The following is a 20,352-nucleotide window of genomic DNA, read 5'->3' on the forward strand; positions in this document are numbered from 1 at the left end:
TGTTGTCCGAAGTGAGTTCCGAGACGGGTTCCGGCGCCGAGGCGCGCAAGGGGCACCGGGCCCTGCGCCGTATCGGCTGGGTACTGCTGTCCGCGGCGCTGTCCGCGGCGTCCTTCGCGGGGATCGCCTTCGCGGGGGTGAGCGCGTCGATGGCCGACAGCTTCGCCGCCGCCCCCCGCGGATCCGGTGCCAGGGCGTGGCCGGCCGCCCGGCCGGTGCCACCCGGCCGGATCACGGTGGCGGTCGCGGTCTCCAACGCGGGCTCGGTGGCCACCGACGTACTCGCGCCCTACCAGGTGTTCGCCCAGTCGCGGGAGATGTTCGTCTACACGGTGGCCGCCGAACGCCGTGTCAGCCCGCTGTCCGGCGGCGCCCATCTGCTGCCCGACCACACGCTGGCCGAGGTGGCGGACGCCACCCTGCCGGAACCCGACGTGGTGGTCGTGCCCGCGGTGAGCGACCCCACCGGCGCGGGCGAGGAGGGCCTGCGCCGGTGGATCGTCGAACGCCACCGCAAGGGCGCCCGGATCCTCGGGGTGTGCGCGGGCTCCGAGCTGCTGGCCGCCTCCGGTCTGCTCGACGGCCGCGACGCCACGTCGTTCTGGTCCAACATCGGCTCCCTGGAACGCAGTTATCCCAAGGTCAATTGGAAGCGCGGGCAGCGCTACGTCGAGGACGGGCGGGTCACCACCACCGCAGGCGTCACCTCCGGCACCGTGGGCGCCCTGCGGGTGGTCGAGGAACTGGCGGGCCAGACGGAAGCGACCCGTATCGGCACCGGGCTGTCCTACCCCGGCTGGACTCCGGACGGACCGACCGCGATACCGGCCAACCACCTCGCCCTCGGCGACCTGCCGTACGCCCTCAACGCCGCGTTCCCGTGGCTGCGCCCCACCACGGCCATCGGCCTGGTCGACGGGGTCGAGGAGATCGACGCGGCCGCGGCCCTCGAAGGGTACGGCGGAGTCTCCTTCGCCACCCGCACGGTGGTGATCGGCGCCGGCGACACCGTGACCACCCGCCACGGCCTGGTCCTCGTCACCCGGCCGGCGACGGGGGACGCCCACGGCGCGGACCGCTTCGTGGTGCCCGGCGTCAAGGACGCCTCCGGCCTGGGCACCGCACTGAGCGGCTGGGCCCGCCGCAACGGGCTCACCCCCGAACTGCCCGACGGGGGACGGCGCTCCGGGGAGTTCGGCTTCGATCCCGTCCTGCGGGACCTCGCGGAGCACAGCGACCGCCGGACGGCGCTGGCCACCGCGAAGTTCTCCGAGTACCCCTCGGCCCACCTGGAACTGACGGGCGCGCCCTGGCCCTGGCGCTCCACCCTGCTGGCCGCGGCGACGGTCGTCCTGAGCGTGGGAGTGGGGCTGGCACCGACGGCCACACGCCGGGCGATGCGACGACGGCGCCTCCCACGGCGTCCCGCGGCGTAGTCCCCGAACGCCCTGAAACACGCCGGCGCCCGGCGCCGGCCTGCACATCGTCCAGCAGGTCTCGACCGCCTGGAACACCAGTCCCACGGGCCGGGGCAAGGACGTCTGCTCAGCAGCACGGGGCTGCACGGCCCCGGCCTTGTGATCAATTACCGGGTTTCTGCTTCGTGCTTGAGGTTGGTGACCCAGTGGTGCAGGGAGTTGTCCAGGGCCGTCTGCAGGGCGGCTTGGTTTGCGGTGACGGGTTCCCCGGTCCAGGACTCCTCGGTGTGGACGAGGACGCCGTCGCGGGTGGGGGTGAAGGTCCAGACGTGGACGGCGGTGATGCCCTGGGCCGGGCCGCCCCAGGCGAGGCGCTTGCCGGGCTCGACCTGCTTGACGGTGGAGGTGATGTCGAGGCCTTCGGTGCTCCAGCGGAACGTCGAGCCGGGGCGCAGTCGGCCGGGGGTGTCCTTGGTGACGGTCTCGACGTTGGGCTGCCAAGTGGGCCAGTTCTCGACATCGGTCTGGATGTTCCAGACGGTGTGCAGCGGGGCGTGGATGAGGATGTCGGCGCGGGTGATGACCGGGGCCTGTTCGTTGATCTGCACGTCGGTGCGGTGGGCGGCCGCTGCGGCGGGTGTCGGGTCGGTGGTGAGGGCGGATGCGGCGGTGGGGACAGTGAGGAGTAGTGCGAGGGTGAGGGCGGTGGTGGTGGCTGCGGCGGGTGCGCGCATGGCTGTGCTCTTTCCTTGAAGTGGTCTGGCGGATCCCGGGGGCGGCGGGCGCCCCCGGGGGATTCCGCTCGGGTGAAATCAGAGGGTGCTCTCGGGAATCCAGGAGCCGTGGATGCCGGCGGTGACGCGGCGAGGGAGGTGGACGGTGGCGACCTTGTCGAGGTCGGCCGCGTCCAGAACGAGCAGCTGGGAGGCGTCCTGCTTGAGGTCGGAGACGACGGTGAGCAGGTAGCCGTCGTCCTCCCGGGTGCCGCCGGTGGTGGGGACGAACACCGCCTCGCTGGGCAGTCGCGCGTCCCCAGCCTGGTGGATGCGCCGCTCACCCGTGGCACGGTCGTACTTGACGACGCCGTAGCCGCCGAAGCCGTTCCGGTCGGGGAAGGAGATCGCGTACTGGTAGCGGTTCTCGATGCCGAGGAAGTCCTCGTTGAGGGTGGGGAACTCGATGGCGAGGTCGTCGACCACTTCCTCGTCGACTCGTCCCGTGGTCAGGTCGATGGTCCAGCGGCGGTTGTAGGAGCGGTTGTTGGGCTCGCTGCCGCGGCCGGGCGAGCCGACCCACCAGTTCCAGGAGAGCTGGAAGCCCTCTCGGTCGACGGTCGGGCCCTCCAGCACGATGTGGCCTTGGCCGTCCTCGTAGGCGTTGGCGACGTGCAGCATGTTGCCGGGTTCGATCGGGAACCAGCGGATCGCGGCGGTGCCCTGCGCTCCGCGCGGCATGACGCCGATCCGGGCCGGCTGCTCGTCCTGCCAGGAGTAGGGGATGCCGGAGTGCTCGGTGGGGTCGAAGGTGACGGTGCCCTCCACGAAGACCACGTGGTTGCGGGTGATCGCGAAGTCGTGCTTGAGCGCGGCGCTGGCGCCGGGGATCTCTGCGCTGTGGGTGATCCGGCCCTTGGCGTCGGCGACGTAGTACACCAGGTAGGGCGGGAAAGGCGAGGAGCCGAAGAAGTGCAGCTCGCCGGTGACCGGGTCGCTCTTGGGATGCGCGGTCATCGCGCTGCGCAGCTTGCCGTCGAAGTCGTAGGCGCCGACGGTGTCCAGGTCAGGCGTGAGTTCGAAGGGGAAGTTCGCCTCGCAGAGGGCGAGCAGCCGGCCGGCGTGTTCGATCACGTGGGTGCCGGCGGTGGAGGCGGTCAGGTCGGGGCCGTTCTCGGTCATGTAGGGGGCGCCGTCGAGCGCGGGGGTGCGCACCCAGCGATTGCGGTACCACTCGGCGCGGCCCTCGCGCAGCCGGATGCCGTGCACCATACCGCTGCCCTTGAACCAGTGGGCGGGGGTGACGCCCGGCTTCGGGTTGTGGCTGTTGCGGACCAGCCGGCCGGTCAGCTCCGGGGGAAGGGTGCCTTCGACGGTCAGGTCGGTGGCGGTCAGTTCGTCGACGGCGGGGGTGTAGTGGCCGGTCAGATAGGGCTTGGCGGTCATGCTCGTGGTCCTCGTGTCTCCAGTGCGGAAAAGGGGGGAAGGCGGCGGGGTCAGGAAAGCTTCTCGGCGCGGTTCTTGAGGCAGGTGAGCCAGTCCTCCAGGGAGGTGCGCAGGGCGGCGGCGAGCTGGTCGGTGGAAGCGTCGACCGGCGCGCCGCTCCACGACTCCTCGGTGCGGACGACGACACGGTCACCGCTCTGTTCGAAGGCCCACACGTGGACGCCTTCGATGCCGTGGGCCGGGCCGCCCCAGACGATCCGGGCGCCGGGCACCAGCTCGTGGACGGTGGAGGTGATCTCCATTCCGTGGGTGCGCCAGGTGAACGAGGCTCCCTCGGCGAGCGGGCCCTCCAGGCGGGCCTGGTCGATGTCGGGGTTCCAGACCGGCCAGTCGTAGATGCCGGTGAGCAGTGACCAGACGCGTTCCAGGGGGGCGTTGATCTCGGTGGACAGGCGGACGATGACGGGTGCGCTCTCGTCGATGGTGAGCATGGGCGTTTCCTCTCGGCGGTCAGTGCGAAGGGTTGATGCGGGTAGGGGAGGTGAAGTGAGGGGGCGCCGGGCAGTCAGCGGCGGGCGGGGACGGCGGGCTCCTCGATGGGCGTGCGGCGCGGCCGGTCGGCGGTGGGTGTGCGGCGCACCAGCAGGGCAGCGAGCAGGGCGGTGCCGGCCAGGACGGCTGAGCCCAGGGCGAAGGCGGTGCGGTAGCCGGAGGTCAGCGCCTCCAGCGGCGGCTGGTGGCCGCTGGCGCGGGAGGTGGCGGATCCGGCGAGGGTCGCCAGGACGGCGAGCCCGACAGCGCCGCCGACCTGCCGGGTGGTGTTGGCCAGGCCACCCGCCAGGCCCGCGTCCGATCCGTCGACGCCTGCCACGGACAGGCTGGTGAGCTGGACGAAGGCGACGCTCAGGCCGAGGCCGATCAGGACGCTGGGGCCGAGCACGTCGGTGAGGAAGGTGCCGTCCGCGCCGATGCGGGACAGCCACAGCATCCCGGCCGCCTCGGTCAGCAGCGCGGCAACGAGCGTGGCGCGCCCGCCGGTCCGGCGGGCGAGGGCGGGGGCGAGGGCTGCGCCGAGCATGTTCGCGATGGCGAGGGGGAGTTGGCCCAGGCCGGTGTTCAGCGGGTCCTCGCCGAGGACCTGCTGCTGGTAGAGCGGCAGGAAGAAGAACAACGCGATCCACACCGAGCCGAACAGGCCCGTCAGCAGGTTGCCGACCGTCACGTCGCGGGCGGCGAACAGCCGCGGCGGCACCAGGGGGGAGGCGCTGGTGCGCTCGACCCGCCAGAACACCACGGTGAGCACGGCGGCGGCGCCGAACGCGGCCAGCACCCAGGTGTCCGTCCAGCCCGAGCGGCGGGCCGTGGTCAGGCCCCACACCAGGGCGGTCAGGGCGAGGACGCTCGCGACGGTCCCGGCCCAGTCGAACCTGGCCCGTTCCGCCCGGCCCGCAGCGGGGACGCACACGGCCGTCGCCGCCAGCACCCCGAAGCTGCCGATCGCCACCGTACGGAAGATCCACGGCCAGCCCCACGTCTGGGTCAGCAGCCCGCCGAGCACCACCCCCGCCGCACCGCCCGCCCCCGACACCGCGCCCCAGACCGCCAGTGCCCGGCCGCGGGCCGGGCCCGGCGGATACAGGCCCACCGCGAGGGCGAGGGCCGCCGGGGCGACGGCCGCCGCACCCGCACCCTGGACGGCCCGCGCGGCGATCAGGACACCGGGCGAGGTTGCCAGCGCGGCAATTGCGGAGGCGACCCCGAAGACCCCCAACCCGGCCAGCAGGACGCGGCGCCGTCCCAGAAGGTCGGCGGCCCGCCCGCCGACCAGCAGCAGCGCCCCGAACGCCAGGCCGTAGGCGTTGACCACCCACGTGGTGGCGGAATCGGAGAGGCCGACGCCGTCACGGATCTGCGGCAGGGCGACGTTCACGATCGAGGTGGCGAGCATGACGGTGAACTGGGCGGTGGCCAGCACCGCGAGGACGGTGCCACGGGACGCACTGGGCATGGGAACTCCAGGAACGGGGCTGGGGGAACAGGCCGGTGGGAGCGGAACGGCGCGGTGGGCGTCAGCGCGCGGCTCGCTCGGCGGCGGACTTCAGGTGCAGCAGCCACTGCGCGAGGGACCGGTCCAGGGCCCGGGTGACGACAGCGGCGTCGGCCTGTACGGGTGCACCGTCCCAGGACTCCTCCGTGACGACGAGGGTCGCCCTGGCCGAAGGGGTGAACGTCCACTGGTGGACGGCGGTGATGCCCTGAGAGAGGCCGCCCCACAGAATCGACCGGGGCGCGTCCACCGCGTACACGGTGGAGGTGATGTCCACGCCGCCGGTGCGCCAGTGGAACACCGCGCCCGGCGTCAGCGGGGTCAGGGCGCGGGCTTCGGCGATGTCCGGCTGCCAGGTCGGCCAGCCGGGCACGTACGTCAGCAGCGCCCAGACGGCCGGGGCCGGGGCCCGGATCGGCAGCTCACGGCGGGCGAGAACCGGGGCGGCCCGGTCGATGCCCGAGGGCGTGTTCTTCATGTCCCCGAGTCTGGCCGGGCCGACCCGGTGCCCTCATCGGTGAAAGTCGCCTAGGCGGCTGCCTAAGTGAGCAGGACCGGCTTAGGCGTTCCGGCCGAGCGCGTCGGCAAGCTGGCGGCGCGAGGTGACGTCGAGCTTGCGAAACACGCTGCGCAGGTGGGCGTCGATGGTGCGCGGGCTGAGGAACAGACGGTCGGCGACCTCTCGGGAAGTCGCGCCGGTCGCCACCAGGCGGGCGATGTTCAGCTCCTGACCGGTCAGCAGCTCCACCGCTCCGAGCACGGCCGGCCGGGCCTGCTCGCCGGCGGCGGCCAGTTCCACCCGGGCCCGTTCGGCGAAGCCCTCCGCGCCCATCGCGGTGAACAGCCCGTGAGCGGTGCGCAGCGCCTCCCGGGCTTGCCCGCGGCGGCCGTCGCGGCGCAGCCATGCACCCTGGTGCAGCAGGGCGCGGCCGTGCCACACCCGCAGGCCGGCGGCGTCCAGCCGGGCGACCGCCTCGGCGTGGAGTTCCTCCGGGTCGTCCGACAGCAGGGCGGCGAGGGCGGCGCGCACGCCCAGCGCCCAGTCGGTGCCCGCCGCCGACGCGTGCCGCGACAGCTGCGCGAACGCCTCTCGGGCGGTGTCCTGCTCGCCGCATCGAACGGCCGCCTCGACGAGCTCGGGCAGGGCGAGGCTGGACATTCCCAGCTCGCCGTCGGCGACGGCCGACCGGGCCGAGGCCAGAGCTGCGCGGTGGTCGGCGGTGCCGTTGGCGTGCAGCGCCGCCGCCGCGTGGACGGTCGCCGTCAGCATGCCCTTGCGCCGGGCGTGCGACTCGGCCAGCACCCGGTCGAACAGGGGCCGCGCCTGCGCGTCCGCCCCGCGCACCGCGGCCGCGAACAGTCGGCCGTACCAGTGCGGCGGGACACCGGTCACTTCGGCTATGCCGTCGGCCTCGCTGTTCAGCGCCGCCGCCCCGAGCAGGTCTCCGCGCTGGGCCGCGGCCATCGCCTGCATCCACAGGCCCACCGGGAGGACCATCAGCGTCCCGCCGGCGCGCGCGGCGTCCACCGCCCGACCGGCGAGCCGGTCTTCCAGAGCGACGTCCCACAGTTCGACGGCGAGCAGGGCGGCCAGCGACAGCCGGCCGGCCCACAGCGGGTCGGCCACCTCCGACAGCAGTCCGTGCAGCACCGGTACCGCCGTAAGGTCCCCGTCGAGGTAGCGAACGAGCGCGTCCAGCAGCTCGTCCGCAGTCGAGCGTTCACCGGCCGCGGCGGGCGCCCGCCGGGCCGCCGCCAAGGCGTCCCGCGCCGCGGGCGAGGACCGGCCGACCACCAGGCCCGCCTGGAGTGCGTCCAGCAGGTGGATCCTGGCCCGGCCGGGATCAAGGTCGGCCGCCGCCACCAAGTGGCCGACCGCATCCGCCGCGCCGTCACCGAAAAACGCCGCGCGACCGCGCAAGAGGTGGGCCTGCACCCGCCCGGCGGTGTCGATCGGGCTGCCCTCGGCGGCCTCGACCAGCGTCAGCGCGCTCTCGAACGCACCGGCCTCCAGCGCGGCCCGCGCGGCGGCGAGACTGCGTTCGGCCCGCAGCCGCGGATCGGCCGTCAGGGCCGCGGCCTGCTCCAGGAACGCCGCCTCGGCAGCGGCCCCGCCTCGGCGCCGCGCCCGCTCCGCGCAGCGCAGCAGATCGACCGCCGCCTCCTCGTCCGGCCGGGACAGGGACTGCGCGCGGTGCCACGAACGCCGGTCGGGCGCCGTCAGCGGATCAGTGGCCTCCGCGAGCGCCCCGTGGACGCGGCGGCGCTCCGCAGGGGAGGCCGCCGTGTACACCGCCGAGCGCACCAGCGGATGCCGGAACCGTGCCTGCCCGCCCAGCTCGATCAGTTCGCTCGCCTCGGCCTCCGGCCCGGCCTGCGGCCCTATACCCAGCAGATCGGACGCCTGCCACAGCAGCCCGGGGTGGCCCAGGGGTTCGGCGGCCGCTACCAGCAGCAGGGTCCGGGCCTCCTCGGAGAGGAGGGAGATTCGCTGCTGGTAGTTCTGCTCGATCCGGTTGGCCGGGGAGACCGGCGTCGGCAATCCGAAGCCGCCCGCCAGCGCGGCGGGACCGAGGCGCGGCAGCTCCAGCAGCGCCAGCGGATTGCCCCGCGCCTCGGCGAGGATCCGCTCCCGCACCTGATCGTCCAGGGGACCGAGCAGACTGGACGCCAGCAGTCGTCGCGCTACCTGGTCGGACAGCCGAGGCAGCGTCAGCACCGGCAGGCCTTCGAGTTCCGCGACGAGGTGCGGGTCGCGCACCCCGAACACGAACGCCACCGACTCGTCCGCCACCCGCCGGGCCACGAACGCCAGCACCTGCGCCGACGCCCGATCCAGCCACTGCGCGTCGTCCACCACGCACACCACGGGCTGCTCCCCAGCAGCTTCCGACAGCAGCCCCAACAGGGCCAGGCCGACGGCGAAACGGCTCGGCGTGTCACCCTCGCCCAATCCCAGCGCCACCGCCAGCGCGTCCCGCTGTGCGGTGGGCAAGTGCTCGATCCGCTCGTGCAGCGGGCGGGTCAGTTGGTGCACGGCGGCGTACGCGAAGTCCGCTTCGAACTCGGCCCCGTTGACCCACATCAGCCTTACGTCTGTCAGGCCGTCGGTGGCGTGGCGTAGCAGCGCCGTCTTGCCGATTCCCGCCTCACCGCGTACGACCACCGCCCCGCCCCGTCCGGCTCGTACACCGGCCAACAGGTCGACGAGAGCAGCGCGCTCAGCAGGCGGTATGTACTCAGAGGCAGTCACGGGGGCCACCCCGGAATCATGCCACGCCTCTTGACCTCGGCAATTTCCCCCTCTTGCCCGGCAGCTGCGATCGCTCCTCGCTCTCGGCGCACCTCGTGATAGCAGCGAAGACGGTGCGACGTCGGGGCGCGACAGCTACGCGCGACAGCCGCCGTCGTGGTGGGTGTCGGCTCGTTCACGTGAGGTTTGACCGTGCCGTTGCCAGTCCCAGGAGCCGGGCCGGGACGGGACGGCGACCCGAGCACCGCGCTCGTGCTGTCCCGGGAGTCGAGCCGAACCCACGGCATGCCGGACGTCTCGCAGTGCGACGCCGCCGTACGCCGGCTCGTCACGGCCACCGGCTGGATACCGACGGCCGGAGGCCCTTCGGTGGGGTGCTCGTCCCGGTCTCCCGAGCAGTGGGAGCCGGGGGCTTCGGCTTTTCGGTGCGGTCAGTTCCGGACGGTGGGCCGCAGGGTGGTGACGGCGCTGTAGTGGCCGTCCGAGGCGCCGCCGATCTCGATCGCGACCGGCGTGGCTGCGGTGCGCTTGAGGCCGACCCGGAAGGTGTACTCGACCGGGTTGCCCGTCATCACACCGTCGAGCTGGGCCGGCGCCACCCCGAGTCGTCCGTTGCAGTCCTCGGTCACCTCGAAGGACTTCCACTCGTTGCCGACCTTCGCCTCCATCGTGACGTCCTGCCCGGTCAGGCCCTCGCTGGCGGGCAGGGAGAGGTTCACCGTCGGGCGCAGCCGGCCCGGGCCGTCGGGCGAGGTGATCTCGAAGGTGAACTCGGTGGGGGTCTTGCCGTCGCGACAGCACCCGCGTCAGCCGCGGGGCGGGTGCCGTCCGGGGGCGCCGGGCGTCGGCCGCTGTCGAGGGTTGCCGACCGCCGGATGCTGGTAGTCCTGGGGGCCGCTGTCCGGGGCGGCCGGGCACGGCGAGGACGTCGGCCGCCGTCGGGGCCGGCCTTGTGGTGGTGGTGCTCGGCGGCGGGGTGGCCGGTGGCCTGGTGGGGGAGCGGGGGTGCAACACGGGGCCGTGTTGTGGGTCTGACCAGGCGTTATGTGGCCGGGAGCCGGGGGCGGGTGGGCCCTCGTGACTTTGCCAGCGGCAAGGCCGAAAGTGGAGGTGTGGGGGTTGCGACGAACGAGATGATCATCATGGAATACAGCCGGAGCGAAGTCATTGCCGCACTGCAGAGAGCCGGATACTCGGAGGAGGCGGAGGAAGCGCTGCACGAGCTGCCCGACCCCGTAGATCTGGACCGCCTCGCCGCCTGGGGCCAGGAACACGGAATAACCAGAGACGGGCTCATCAGCCGGATGGGCGGCAGCCCCTGAGCACGGAGTCAACCGATGTAGGGCTGCACCCCCTCGGGCGCGTTGCGGTGCCGTGTTGCACCGGCTGCTCGATCCGCCGGCCTCGGCGGTTCCCGCCGCCCTGCCGCCCCGACCGGCGCCGCGCCCCGCCGCTGCGCCCTGGTCGGCCACCAGGCCGGTCCCGCTGCGCCCGGCTCGGCCGCCCTCCAGGCCGCGCGTCTCTTGGAGGCCCTGGTGGCCGGTCCTGGCTCCGGAGACGGCGCTGGCGGCGAGCCGGTCGCAGACCGGGGCCTTCTGTACCGCTCGGGTCGGCAGGGCTCGATGTGACCGCGGGCCCCCGGCGCGGCTCGACCTTCGACCTCTACGCGGCCTGACCGGGGCCGCGCGAGCACCCGCGACCCGCCCGCCGCCGCCCGCACCGGGCGGCGGCGGTCCCACTGCCGCATCGTCGTCGACGAGGACGCCGACCGGGGCGTGCTCCGATGCCGCGAGCCGGGTGCGCGGCGGAACCCTTCCCGGCATGGTCTACCGCTGATCGAACAGGCGTCGAGTCTCGTCGTCGGCCGGCAGGAACGTCTCCAGATGAAGCCCTTCCAGGGCGGCATCCGTGGCGGTGCTAAGGGTGGAGACGGTGCTGAAGAACCGCAGCGAGCTGCCGTTCACATCGATTTCGAGGGTGATCACCGGCCCCGCGAGGGGGGCGGCGGCATCGGGTCTGTCGAGGTAGCCGACGATCTCCGCGGCGAGATCGTAGTGGCGCTGGTCATGGGTGCGCTCGGCACGGTGGCTCACCTGCTGCAGCAGATGGCCGCCCCACTCCTTGAGATTGCCGATCCGGCCGGCCAGCCCGTCCGGATGCAGACAGACCCGGACCACATTGATCGGTGGCTCCAGCAGTTCCGGCGCGCAACCGGCAAGCAGCTGGTCAACGGCGGCGTTGGCGTCGACGATGTCCCAGTGATCGTCCAACAGCAGCGCGGGGTACGGCATATGGGCGTCGAGGAGTCGGCGTAGACCGTCCATCACCACCGCGATCGATGCGTCGTCCAGTTGGTGATCTTGATAGCGCGGTGCGTAGCCTGCGGCCAGCAGAAGCCGGTTGCGATCCCGCAGCGGCACATCCAGATTGTCGGAGAGGTGCATGAGCATCTCCGGCGTCGGGTGCGCCCTGCCGGTCTCCACTCGGCTGAGGTGTCGGGTAGAGACCCGTGATCGGTTGGACAGCTCCTGCTGGCTGAACCGGCGCCTTTCACGCCAGGTTCGCAGGAGTGCACCGACCGGCGGAGCTTCGACTGCAGTGCTCATGTCCGCGAGTCTATGGGGCCGTGTCCCGGGCCCCATGACCTGTGAGGTCATGGACCGGACGACTGGCTCGGGTCAGGATTCCCAGCATCAGCCGATTCAAGACGACTAAGGAGTAACGGTGAGTGACCTGACCGACCTGGCCGGCCGCTACATCGCCATCTGGAACGAGGCGGACGACGACAAGCGCGCCGCGGCGATCGCCGAACTGTTCACCGCGGACGCCACGTACACCGACCCGCTGGCCGACGTGGCGGGGCACCAGGACATCGGCGCCGTCATCGCCGGCGCCCGTGACCAGTTCAAGGGCCTGGAGTTCAAGGTGTTCGGCGCGGCCGACTCCAACCACAACATCACGCGCTTCCAGTGGGAGTTGGTGCCCGCCGGCGGTGGCGAGAACATCGTCATCGGTTTCGACGTGCTGGCGACCGACGCGGCCGGGAAGGTCAAGAGCGTCTTCGGCTTCCTCGACAAGGTGCCTGCGGGCGCCTGAGCGCCCTAGGTGTACTGACCACGGAGGTTGGTGACAGGGCTCACGGCGGGAGCGCATCGAAGGAGGAAGCGTCAGGCTGGAGCCACACCGCGCACGCAGAGACCCCGGGTTGTCATGGCAGGGCCGGGGTCTCGCGTGCAACGACACGTCACCGAAGGCGAAACACGATGCGAAGCCGTCCGGCGTTTCCGAGGTGATGTGAGGGAGGGGTCAGTGGGAGGAGAGAGAGCGAAGTGCTCCCCAGGCGGTCAACAGAGTCACCGTGCACACGGTGATGTTACCGATGCTGTGGGGATATTCACCTCGGGTGATATGCACGACCGCGCCGCCGGCCATGACGCAGGCAAGGCCGGCGGCGGCGGCCGGGGTGAGCACTGGGGCGATGTTCGTGGCGCGGGGAAGGATCAGCCCCACCGCGCCAAGTACCTCCAGTGCTCCGATCGCTTTGATCGTCTCGGGACGGAAGTCGACGACCCACGGCATGAGTGGGACCAGCGCGTCCGGAGACATGACCAGCTTCATCCCGCCGGCGGCGGTGAACAGTACGGCGAGGAGGGCCTGGGCGACCCACAGGACGACGGGCACAGCACACTCCATAAATGAAGGGACCCCTGCGGTTTAGTGGTCACTCAAGCTACCAGAAACCGCAGTGTCACCTTCACTTGTAAGATCCGGGCCATGGGATCCGAGCAGGGCCGAGGGCTGCGCAGGGACGCCGAGGTCAACCGGCAACGCATCATGGCGGCTGCCCGCACCGTGTTCGCCGAGCGCGGGCTGAGTGCGCCCCTGGAGGACGTGGCGCGACAGGCCGAAGTCAACATCGCCACGCTCTACCGACGTTTCCCCGAACGGGAGGCCCTGATCGAGGCGGTGCTGACCGACCGGATGACCGAACTGGCCCGCCTCGCCGAGAACGCGACGCTCATCCCCGACCCCTGGGAAGGCTTCAAGGGCTTCGTCGAGCGCATCTGCGCCATGCAAGCCGCCGACCGCGCCGTGACCGAGGGCTTCACCGCGTGCTTCCCCGACTCACCGGCCATGGAAGAGCCACGTTCCCGCGCCATAGAAGCCCTTGACACACTGATCCGCCGCGCACAGCAACAACACCGCCTGCGCCCCGAGATCACCAGCAGCGACGTCATCCTGTTCCTGATGGCCAACGCCGGCGTACTGTCCTCCACCCGCCACGCCGCCCCCGGCGCCTGGCAGCGCCTGGTCTCCCTGCTGCTCGACTCCTGCCGCCCCGACAGGCCCACGTCGCCGCTGCCGCCCGTTCCCGGCCCCGAGGAACTTCACGACGCGATGCTCGCAGCACGGCCGCGTAGATGATCGAAGTCCGTACGGCGCAGCGCCTTACGGACAGCTCTTGACCTGCGAGAGACCCCGGGTGTTAAAAACGCTGACCGCGCAACGGTCCAGCCGTGGACGACGAGGTCGGCCACTTCTGAACCGGGTGGCCGCCTTGGGGAACTCCCAGGGGCGCTTCAAAGTCCAGGTGATCGTGTAAGCGGTCCGGTCAGGGGATGTTCAGCAGGTCCGGCGGCCGGTTGAAGAGGTCGTAGGCGGTACCTGGCGCTCCGCCCGTGTCCGGAACGGTCCTCAGAGGACGTCAAGTCCGTTTCTGGTAGCGGCCGCGTCCGGGTTGGTCGAGGAATCCCTGACGGACGAGTCGTCCCTGGCGCCGTCGTTCTTCGTCATCGCAGGGGTGCCCCTTCGGCTGAGCGCGGAGCCGGGTGCTCCGCGCGGTCGCCGAAGGGAAGCCCGCGAACCTTGGTGAATACCTTGGTGAACAGCCCCCTTGGCTGCAACGATCACGTAACGGCCGACACCAACGTTGGTGGCGTGACGGCCGCCAACGTTGGCGGACTCCTTGACGGCCCGCCTCCGGGCACCTTGGAGACTGCCGGACACCTTGATGCCCGGGGCGGACACCTTGATGGCGGGCCCGGATCCCTTGATGGCCCGGACGGACACCTTGATGCCGTCCCCGGACCGACCGCTGCGCCCTACAGCTGCCAGGCCCCGCACCGGGCCCGGTCGCGGTCGCGGTCGGCGAGCGTGTGCCACACCGCCGCGCTGGTGCCGTGCTGCTCGAGGTCGGCCAGGACGAACAGCAACCGGGGGAAGACGATGTAGTGCTGCTGCCAGGCCGGCCGTTGGGTGAAGTAGGTGCCGCCGAGTTCCTGGTAGGCGACGTGGTCGGTGACCATGTGCCAAATCGCGGTGATGATCGAGTGCTCGACGGACAAGAAGGGCGTCCCGCTCACGCTGCGGTTGACCGCGCGGGACCAGCCCTACACCTGCGCACCCCTGACGCGTAAATAGATGCAGGTCAGGGTGGGTGTGGGCAGGGCTGGGTGCCCGCTGGCCGTTGAGGCTCTGCCGCCGCTGACGCCGGAGATGGGGCCGATGCCCATACTCTTGACGCCCGACTATTCTGAAATTCATACTAGTCGTGATCTCGGAAGGGTTGATGCATGGGCGACATCCAGCCCGCATGGCTCCGCGCCGTCCTGCCGCTGTGCCTTCTGGCCACGTTGGAGCGCGGAGAGAGTTACGGATACGCGCTGTTCCAGCAGCTCGAAGAGTCGGGACTCGGCACCGTCAAGGGAGCCGTGCTGTACCCGGCGCTGACACGGCTCGCCGATGACGGCGCGGTCGAGGTCCGGTGGGCCCCCGGAGAGGGCGGGCCCGGCCGGAAGTACTACCGGCTGACCGACACGGGGCGGGAGCGGCTGGCGCGGGAGCGCCGGGCGTGGCAGGAGTTCCGCACGGCAGTCGACACGACGGCGACGATCCCGGCAGCGGCCCCTGCCACACCCCACGAACAGGAGAACCCATGACGAAGACCACGGCCGGGACCCGGACGGGCAACAGCGGCCGCACTGCCTGGACCGACAAGCTGGAATTAGAGCTCACCCTCGTCCACCGCGTGCCGCGCGAGCTCGTGAACCGTGTGCTGGGGGAGGTTGCCGAGGCGGTGACCGAGACGGGGGAGTCGGCGGAGGAACTCTTCGGCCCCGCCGAGGAGTACGCCACCGCGGTGGCCACCGAGCGGGTCGACCCCAGGCACCGCAGCACACGCGACTTCGAAGGAAGAGCACCGTTCACGCACTTCCAGCAGGGCATGGTGGCAGGAAGCATCGCCGTCCTGATCATGGCCGCGGTGGGGACCTTCGGCTACAAGGGGCACGCCGGCGCCTCGGTTCTCCTCTCGTCCCTTTCCGCCACCGTGCTCGTGGCCGCCGCCTTCGCGGTCCTCCCCGCCCTGCGCGCGGCCGGACGGACTCGGACGGCCTGGCTCTTTGGCAGCGGTGCCGGCGTCATCGCCGCGGCCGGCATCGGTTCGGCGTCGCTCCCCGCGGTCCGGGATGCGCACTCCTTCCCGTTCCCGCCTTCCGCGGCAGTCGGGTTCGCGCTGCTTCTCGCGACCCTGGGGCTGGCCATACCCGAGCGGATCGTGAGCCGGTGGTTCTCCCCGAGCGAGGGCCGACGGCTCGACGACGAGCAATGGCTGCGCCGACTGGGCGAGTTGCTGTACGGGCGGCACGGCTATCCCAGGCACACGGCCCAGCAGCACGTGACCGAAGCACGGGAGCACCTGGCAGCCACCGGGCGCGCCGCACAGCAGGAACTCGGCCAGGTGGAGATCTACGCCATGAACCTGGCCGACGGCCCAGTGCGCGAACGCAACCGGATCCGCCGCCGGTTCCTGGGCGCCCTTTCCTTTACGGCCGTCTTCGCCGTGCTGCTCACCCTCAAACTGACGGACTCGGACAGCGGCGGTGCGCCGCCCTGGGTCCCCGCAGTACTGCTCGTCTACAACGGCGCCCTGGCTGTCACCTGTCTCCGGAAGATGAGGGCCCGGTGAACGACGCCGGCACCAGCGTCGGGCCGGCCAGTCCCCACCCTCGATCGGTCGGCCGTGCGCCCTCAGCCGTGCCGCGACGGCGGGCGCGGCGAGGCACACCCCAGGCCCGCACGGTCCGGCCGTCACGTCCCCGCCCCCGCCTCCGTCCCTGAGTCGGACGCCGGGCCGGTGCCGGCCCAGCGATCGACGGCTGTCACGGCTGAGCAGGCCCGCAGGGAGGCCTGCACCGACCCGGAGATCCGCTTCGACTTCCCCGACCTCCTCGACGACCTGGAGCCCGCCTTCGGCCGGCTGGGAACTCGACTCCTGGCTCACCCCCCACGCCCGGGACGTCCTCCAGTTGCGCCTCGACAGCACGCCGGTCGGCTGGACCGCGCCCCTGCCCGACGGGCCGTGGGGACAGGCCGGCTGGATCGCCCTCCTCTACCAGCCGCCCGGCGCCCGGCTCCTCGTCGACACCCTCTCCCGCCCCAAGACCCACCCCACCGCGGACCTCGCGCTGGACGCCATCCTGCGCGCCCACCAGACCAGGGCGGCCTCCGCCCGCTGACCCGGCCTCACCAGGGCGCAGGGCCACCGTGGTGGTGCCGGGCAACAGCCTCCAGCAGCGCTTGCCGCGCGCCCCACAGCCGGCCCTGCTCGGCGGCCAGGGCATCGGCCGCCCACACCAGCAACGGCCGCCCGAGCGCCGCCTCGTTCAGCGCCTTCGCCAGCGCGGTGTCGGCCTGCCTCCAGTCCTCCAGCTGCCGGACCAGACCCCGCACGAACACATCGACGGCCCAGGCCGGGTCCTGCCCGTCCCGGCGGGCCTCCTGGGCCACCTCGCCGAGAACGTCCTCGTCCAGGTCCTCGAACGCCGCCCCACCGCGCGGCCACCAGCTGCTGATGGCCGGCCAGCACGCCCTGCAGCCCATCGTCGACCGACTCCTGCGACCAGGGAAGCGGGGACCGCGGAGCCCGGCCCACGACGGCGAAGGCCCGGGCGGCGACGCCCGGTCCCAACCCGGCGCCGCGCCGCGGGCGGGGAGAGGAAGTGCTGCTCACCCCCGCTCCAACGCCGCCGCCACCGGATTCGTCACCCCGGCCGCTTGAACCGGCGCTCCGGGCCCGCGATCAAGCGCAGGCGGGCCGGCCCGGTTTCTCAGCTCGGGTCCCTGCGCATGCACCAGGTGCGGGGGCCGCCGTCGGAGGACGGGATGTCGGCCGTGACCTTGAAGCCGAGCCGCTCGTAGAACCGCACGTTGTCCTCGCTGGAGGTCTCCAGGAACGCGGGGTACCCGGCGCGTTCGGCCTCCTCGATGCCGGGGAGCAGTACCGCTCGGCCCAGGCCGCGCCCCTGCGCGTGCGGAGCGACGCCGACGGTGCTGAGGAACCACACCGGCTCCTGGGGCCGGTACGGTTCCACGTCCTGCTCGGCGGTGTCGAACGCGCTCTGCCGGTCGCCGATGAGCTCGCCGAGCAGTGGGCCGATCTCGGCGAAGGCGGGCGAGGGGTCCCGGTCCGGAACGGTCCAGGCGGCCACGGCCAGGCCGTCCTCGGCGACCCACACGCGGCCGTAGGGCACGGCGATGCGGGTGAGGCAGAGCTCCTGGAAGCGCCGGACCCGTGCCTCGTGGTCGTCGGCGGCGATCACGTGCCGGGTGAAGGGATAGTCGGCGAAGGCCCGGCCGAGAGTGTCGACCGCGACGGGGATGTCGGCATCCGTGATGGGACGCACGGTGAGGGCGTTTTGAGCCAGTTCGTCGTTCACGTACCGACCCTGTCACCGGGACAACCCTCCGACAAGGCATTTCGTGCCGGGGGAGACCCCGGGCCTTGAGGAACCCACACCAACCTGCTCTTCTGGAAGCCGCTGTCACCCCGCCACCGCCCGCCGCCCGCTAGGGCGTGTTTGAGAAGGCGTCGAACGTGCGCCTGGTCGGCCGTCCGGGGAAGGGCGGCCAACCAGAGGATGAGGTCGCGAGCGATTGTGCCGATGCTGGTCTCGGTGACCACGTCGTGTTCCCTGCGACTCGCGTCACGGCGGACGATCTCGTAGCCGCCCTCGTCCAGCACCGCGACGGAGGCGAACCAGGCTGGATCGTCCTCGTCGGGCTGGATGCGGGCTGGAGCGGCCGGCCAACGCCGGCTCGCCGACGATCTCTCGGACTGGGAGAAGAGCACCATCGAACGGCTTTGACAGCTAGAAGTTTGCTGAAGATCTTGCTGGCGGAGGGGCTGTCCCGTTTAGGGACAGCCCCTCCTGCGCCATGTGGTTGCGGGGGTGATGGTCCAGGTGTGGGTCTGTACGGTCTTCGGTGTAACTCCTGATCTTGAGAGAACACCTGATGAGTGACGTGATCGTCTCCGCTGAGGCGGTTGAAGAGGTCCGGCCGGTCGAGCTCGCGCCGGACGTGCTGGACGAGCAGTTGATCGGGCAGTCGACCGGGCTCGCTCCGGAGGCATCAAGCTGACCGGTGAGGGCGGTCTCCTGCAGCAGCTGACCAAGCGGGTCCTGGAGGCCGCCCTGGAGGGCGAGATCACCGACCACCTCGGCTACGAGAAGCACGACCCGGCCGGTGCCGGCTCCGGAAACTCCCGCAACGGCACCCGGTCCAAGACCGTGGTCACCGATGTCGGCCCGGTCGAGATCGACGTGCCCCGCGACTACCGAGTACCCTCTTCCGGCCTTGACCTTGGAAACGGCGGGCGAGGTCACCGCCGACCTCACCGCCCCCGCACAGGACTCCGCACCCCGGTCGTTCTCTACGCCCTCCCCGCCTGGGCCCTGAGGGCCCTGCGGGACGTCCTCGCGGCGCTGCGCGCCGCGGCCGGGGACGAGGCGGAGCCGTCCCGGCTGCGGTCGACACTGATGCTGCTGGGAGAGAGCCTGGACTACCCAGCGCGCGCCGGTCGGCGTCGTTGAGGCGCCGAGCCCGGACCCGAGCGCCGACCCGGCCGCCTCGTCCACACGGTCACCAAGGGGCGGCCGGGAGGTTGAGCCGTACCTCACCCCGGCCAGCGGACGAGGCGACCACCGGGTCGACCGGAGTCAGCGCCCCGCGTTCTTCTCATCGGCCTCCATGCGGGCCAACCGGGCATCGAGGACCGAGTATTCCGCCTCTTCGATGGCGGCCAACGCGAACTCGACCGCGGCGGCTGCGTCCGCCTCGGCGCGGTCGGCCGCGCGGGTCGCGCGGGCCGCGTCGTGCTCCTGCTTGCGGGCCTCGATGTCGCTGCTCACCTTGGCCGTGTGGTCGCGCCAGTTCTGCTGCATCTCGGCCCACCACTGCGACATCTTCGCTTCGGTGCCGCGCGCGGACCCCTGCAGCTTGGCGGCTTGGTTCTGGGCGTCCCTGCGAGCCCTCTCGACCTCGGCTCGCAACTGCTCGCGGCTCTGGGCTGCGGCTTTGGCTGCGTGATCCTCGGCGACCTTGGCCCGCTCAGCCAGGGTGGTGAGGGTGTCGGACAGAGCCATTGGCTGCCTCCTCTGCTGGAGAACCCCCACCAGACACGATCTCTCCCGGATCTCCGCCCGGCAACTCTTCCGGCAAGCCGCCCGCTACCCGCAGATCCCAAGCTCATGGCCCTGGCCTCGCCGGTCCTCCACGGACTCATGGGATCGTCTCTCGCCCCGCCGCCGGGTGTGGGGGCGAAACCCGGGGAGTGTCGAGCCCGGCGGTTACGATCCCGCCTATGAACAGCGCCCCGCCGACCGCCGCCACCGACCGGCCGGCCACCGGCGAGGAACCGGCCCGGAGCTGCGCCCGTCCCGACTTGCGGTACGACACCCCGCAGCGCATTGCTGCTATCGCACGGGCCGGCTTCAATCCCACCCCAGCGAAGCGGCGGCTTGTCGGCGGCGCGCCCGCCGCCCACTACGCGGTCGTCAACGGCGCCCCCGCCATCCTCTTCGTGCTCGGCGACCACGTCGTCGGCGCGGTCACGTCCGACATCGTCGGCGGCAGGATCGCTACCGTGCGCGGCATCGCCGCCCCTACCCGTCTCACACGCATCGCCGAAGCCTGGCGAAAGCACGACACGGACGCGCCGCTGATCACCACTGGTGACCCGGCACCGGGCGGCCTGCCCGCTCCAGAACCTGAGGCAGGAGCGGGTGCGGCTGCCCCGCAGCAGTGGTGAGGAGCCCGGCGAGCAGCGGCTCATCGGGCGGGGTGTCCCGGGTCTACGAGCGCCAGAAGATCGAGCAGGTCGGCCCCGGGCGGGCCTTCGAGGTGTTGTGGTCGGGGTTTTCCGCTGGTCACGGCGCCTTTCGGTGTTCGGGGGAGGAGTCGCGGAAAAAACTTCGAACCCGGCTGCAACCCCCGGGCGGGATGGACGTCTATCAGGGTGAGAGGCGGGGAGAGCGAGCCGGCGGGGCCGGGGCTCGGGCCGGCTCCTCGGGGCGCGACGGTAGGCGCCCGTGCATCCGATCACCATCACCATGTCCTTTGGGGGGACTGTCACATGAACGCGTCCGTTATCGCCCGTATTGCGAAGATCGTCCCGCTGGCCGTCGTCGCCGCCGT

The 20,352-nt window shown here is 71.8% G+C and carries 21 protein-coding genes and 2 pseudogenes; 9 read left to right on the top strand and 14 right to left on the bottom strand.

Features of this window, described 5'->3' with window-relative positions; all coding sequences use genetic code 11:
- Positions 1 to 11: 11 nt before the first annotated feature.
- Complete coding sequence (locus ACWDBB_RS32570; protein ID WP_449793007.1) at positions 12 to 1,436, top strand: DJ-1/PfpI family protein; 1,425 nt, start codon at positions 12 to 14, stop codon at positions 1,434 to 1,436.
- Positions 1,437 to 1,585: 149 nt separating this feature from the next.
- Here ACWDBB_RS32570 and ACWDBB_RS32575 read toward each other — a convergent pair whose 3' ends face one another.
- The 7 genes from ACWDBB_RS32575 to ACWDBB_RS32605 all read right to left on the bottom strand — a co-directional run bounded on the left by ACWDBB_RS32575 (position 1,586) and on the right by ACWDBB_RS32605 (position 9,596).
- The gene (locus ACWDBB_RS32575; protein WP_449793008.1) at positions 1,586 to 2,152 is read right to left on the bottom strand and encodes an SRPBCC family protein; all 567 of its coding nucleotides are present in this window, start codon (positions 2,150 to 2,152) and stop codon (positions 1,586 to 1,588) included.
- Positions 2,153 to 2,230: 78 nt separating this feature from the next.
- On the bottom strand, positions 2,231 to 3,577 hold the full coding sequence (locus tag ACWDBB_RS32580; RefSeq protein WP_449793009.1) for a carotenoid oxygenase family protein: 1,347 nt from the start codon (positions 3,575 to 3,577) through the stop codon (positions 2,231 to 2,233).
- 50 nt (positions 3,578 to 3,627) lie between these two features.
- On the bottom strand, positions 3,628 to 4,068 hold the full coding sequence (locus tag ACWDBB_RS32585) for an SRPBCC family protein (RefSeq protein WP_449793010.1): 441 nt from the start codon (positions 4,066 to 4,068) through the stop codon (positions 3,628 to 3,630).
- Between the two features lie 74 nt (positions 4,069 to 4,142).
- Positions 4,143 to 5,585 carry an MFS transporter gene (locus ACWDBB_RS32590; protein WP_449793011.1) on the bottom strand — a complete coding sequence of 481 codons (1,443 nt, stop codon included), beginning with the start codon at positions 5,583 to 5,585 and terminating at the stop codon, positions 4,143 to 4,145.
- A gap of 61 nt (positions 5,586 to 5,646) precedes the next feature.
- On the bottom strand, positions 5,647 to 6,102 hold the full coding sequence (locus tag ACWDBB_RS32595) for an SRPBCC family protein (RefSeq protein ID WP_449793012.1): 456 nt from the start codon (positions 6,100 to 6,102) through the stop codon (positions 5,647 to 5,649).
- 81 nt (positions 6,103 to 6,183) lie between these two features.
- Positions 6,184 to 8,877, bottom strand: a complete 2,694-nt coding sequence (locus ACWDBB_RS32600) for an AAA family ATPase (protein WP_449793013.1) — start codon at positions 8,875 to 8,877, stop codon at positions 6,184 to 6,186.
- A gap of 431 nt (positions 8,878 to 9,308) precedes the next feature.
- The gene (locus tag ACWDBB_RS32605) at positions 9,309 to 9,596 is read right to left on the bottom strand and encodes a hypothetical protein (RefSeq protein ID WP_449793014.1); all 288 of its coding nucleotides are present in this window, start codon (positions 9,594 to 9,596) and stop codon (positions 9,309 to 9,311) included.
- Between the two features lie 414 nt (positions 9,597 to 10,010).
- Here ACWDBB_RS32605 and ACWDBB_RS32610 point away from each other — a divergent pair, with 414 nt between their 5' ends.
- Positions 10,011 to 10,199 (top strand): hypothetical protein, encoded by a 189-nt coding sequence (locus ACWDBB_RS32610; protein ID WP_392924946.1) that lies wholly within the window; start codon positions 10,011 to 10,013, stop codon positions 10,197 to 10,199.
- Between the two features lie 504 nt (positions 10,200 to 10,703).
- Here the strand turns inward: ACWDBB_RS32610 and ACWDBB_RS32615 are convergent.
- A complete protein-coding gene (locus tag ACWDBB_RS32615; protein ID WP_449793015.1) occupies positions 10,704 to 11,483 on the bottom strand; it encodes a helix-turn-helix domain-containing protein in 780 nt (259 codons plus the stop codon).
- Positions 11,484 to 11,601: 118 nt separating this feature from the next.
- Between ACWDBB_RS32615 and ACWDBB_RS32620 the strand changes: the two genes are divergently transcribed.
- Complete coding sequence (locus ACWDBB_RS32620; RefSeq protein ID WP_449793016.1) at positions 11,602 to 11,973, top strand: nuclear transport factor 2 family protein; 372 nt, start codon at positions 11,602 to 11,604, stop codon at positions 11,971 to 11,973.
- A 210-nt stretch (positions 11,974 to 12,183) separates the two neighbouring features.
- On the opposite strand, the gene ACWDBB_RS32625 is transcribed toward ACWDBB_RS32620, so the two are convergent.
- Entirely contained in the window at positions 12,184 to 12,558 is a 375-nt protein-coding gene (locus ACWDBB_RS32625; RefSeq protein WP_449793017.1) for a DoxX family protein, read from the bottom strand.
- A 93-nt stretch (positions 12,559 to 12,651) separates the two neighbouring features.
- Between ACWDBB_RS32625 and ACWDBB_RS32630 the strand changes: the two genes are divergently transcribed.
- The gene (locus ACWDBB_RS32630) at positions 12,652 to 13,302 is read left to right on the top strand and encodes a TetR/AcrR family transcriptional regulator (RefSeq protein ID WP_449793018.1); all 651 of its coding nucleotides are present in this window, start codon (positions 12,652 to 12,654) and stop codon (positions 13,300 to 13,302) included.
- A gap of 677 nt (positions 13,303 to 13,979) precedes the next feature.
- Here the strand turns inward: ACWDBB_RS32630 and ACWDBB_RS32635 are convergent.
- The gene (locus ACWDBB_RS32635; protein WP_449793019.1) at positions 13,980 to 14,222 is read right to left on the bottom strand and encodes a hypothetical protein; all 243 of its coding nucleotides are present in this window, start codon (positions 14,220 to 14,222) and stop codon (positions 13,980 to 13,982) included.
- 228 nt (positions 14,223 to 14,450) lie between these two features.
- Here ACWDBB_RS32635 and ACWDBB_RS32640 point away from each other — a divergent pair, with 228 nt between their 5' ends.
- From ACWDBB_RS32640 to ACWDBB_RS32650, 3 genes are all read left to right on the top strand, one after another.
- Positions 14,451 to 14,816, top strand: a complete 366-nt coding sequence (locus ACWDBB_RS32640; RefSeq protein WP_449793020.1) for a PadR family transcriptional regulator — start codon at positions 14,451 to 14,453, stop codon at positions 14,814 to 14,816.
- Positions 14,813 to 15,844 carry a hypothetical protein gene (locus tag ACWDBB_RS32645; protein ID WP_449793021.1) on the top strand — a complete coding sequence of 344 codons (1,032 nt, stop codon included), beginning with the start codon at positions 14,813 to 14,815 and terminating at the stop codon, positions 15,842 to 15,844. Before ACWDBB_RS32640 ends, ACWDBB_RS32645 begins: the two co-directional genes overlap by 4 nt.
- 340 nt (positions 15,845 to 16,184) lie before the next feature.
- The gene (locus tag ACWDBB_RS32650) at positions 16,185 to 16,394 is read left to right on the top strand and encodes a hypothetical protein (protein ID WP_449793022.1); all 210 of its coding nucleotides are present in this window, start codon (positions 16,185 to 16,187) and stop codon (positions 16,392 to 16,394) included.
- A 7-nt stretch (positions 16,395 to 16,401) separates the two neighbouring features.
- Here the strand turns inward: ACWDBB_RS32650 and ACWDBB_RS32655 are convergent, their stop codons facing one another.
- The 3 genes and pseudogenes from ACWDBB_RS32655 to ACWDBB_RS32665 all read right to left on the bottom strand — a co-directional run.
- On the bottom strand, positions 16,402 to 16,758 hold the full coding sequence (locus tag ACWDBB_RS32655) for a hypothetical protein (RefSeq protein WP_449793023.1): 357 nt from the start codon (positions 16,756 to 16,758) through the stop codon (positions 16,402 to 16,404).
- A 227-nt stretch (positions 16,759 to 16,985) separates the two neighbouring features.
- A complete protein-coding gene (locus tag ACWDBB_RS32660; protein ID WP_449793024.1) occupies positions 16,986 to 17,594 on the bottom strand; it encodes a GNAT family N-acetyltransferase in 609 nt (202 codons plus the stop codon).
- A 130-nt stretch (positions 17,595 to 17,724) separates the two neighbouring features.
- Positions 17,725 to 17,944 (bottom strand): annotated as a pseudogene (locus ACWDBB_RS32665) (hypothetical protein); the annotation flags it as partial.
- A 227-nt stretch (positions 17,945 to 18,171) separates the two neighbouring features.
- On the opposite strand from ACWDBB_RS32665, the pseudogene ACWDBB_RS32670 reads away from it, so the two are divergent.
- Positions 18,172 to 18,491 (top strand): annotated as a pseudogene (locus tag ACWDBB_RS32670) (transposase); the annotation flags it as partial.
- A 384-nt stretch (positions 18,492 to 18,875) separates the two neighbouring features.
- Here ACWDBB_RS32670 and ACWDBB_RS32675 read toward each other — a convergent pair.
- Entirely contained in the window at positions 18,876 to 19,301 is a 426-nt protein-coding gene (locus ACWDBB_RS32675) for a hypothetical protein (RefSeq protein WP_449793025.1), read from the bottom strand.
- Positions 19,302 to 19,519: 218 nt separating this feature from the next.
- Here ACWDBB_RS32675 and ACWDBB_RS32680 point away from each other — a divergent pair, with 218 nt between their 5' ends.
- Positions 19,520 to 19,966, top strand: a complete 447-nt coding sequence (locus ACWDBB_RS32680; RefSeq protein ID WP_449793026.1) for a hypothetical protein — start codon at positions 19,520 to 19,522, stop codon at positions 19,964 to 19,966.
- Positions 19,967 to 20,352 lie beyond the last annotated feature (386 nt).

Source organism: Kitasatospora sp. NPDC001095 (assembly GCF_053598615.1).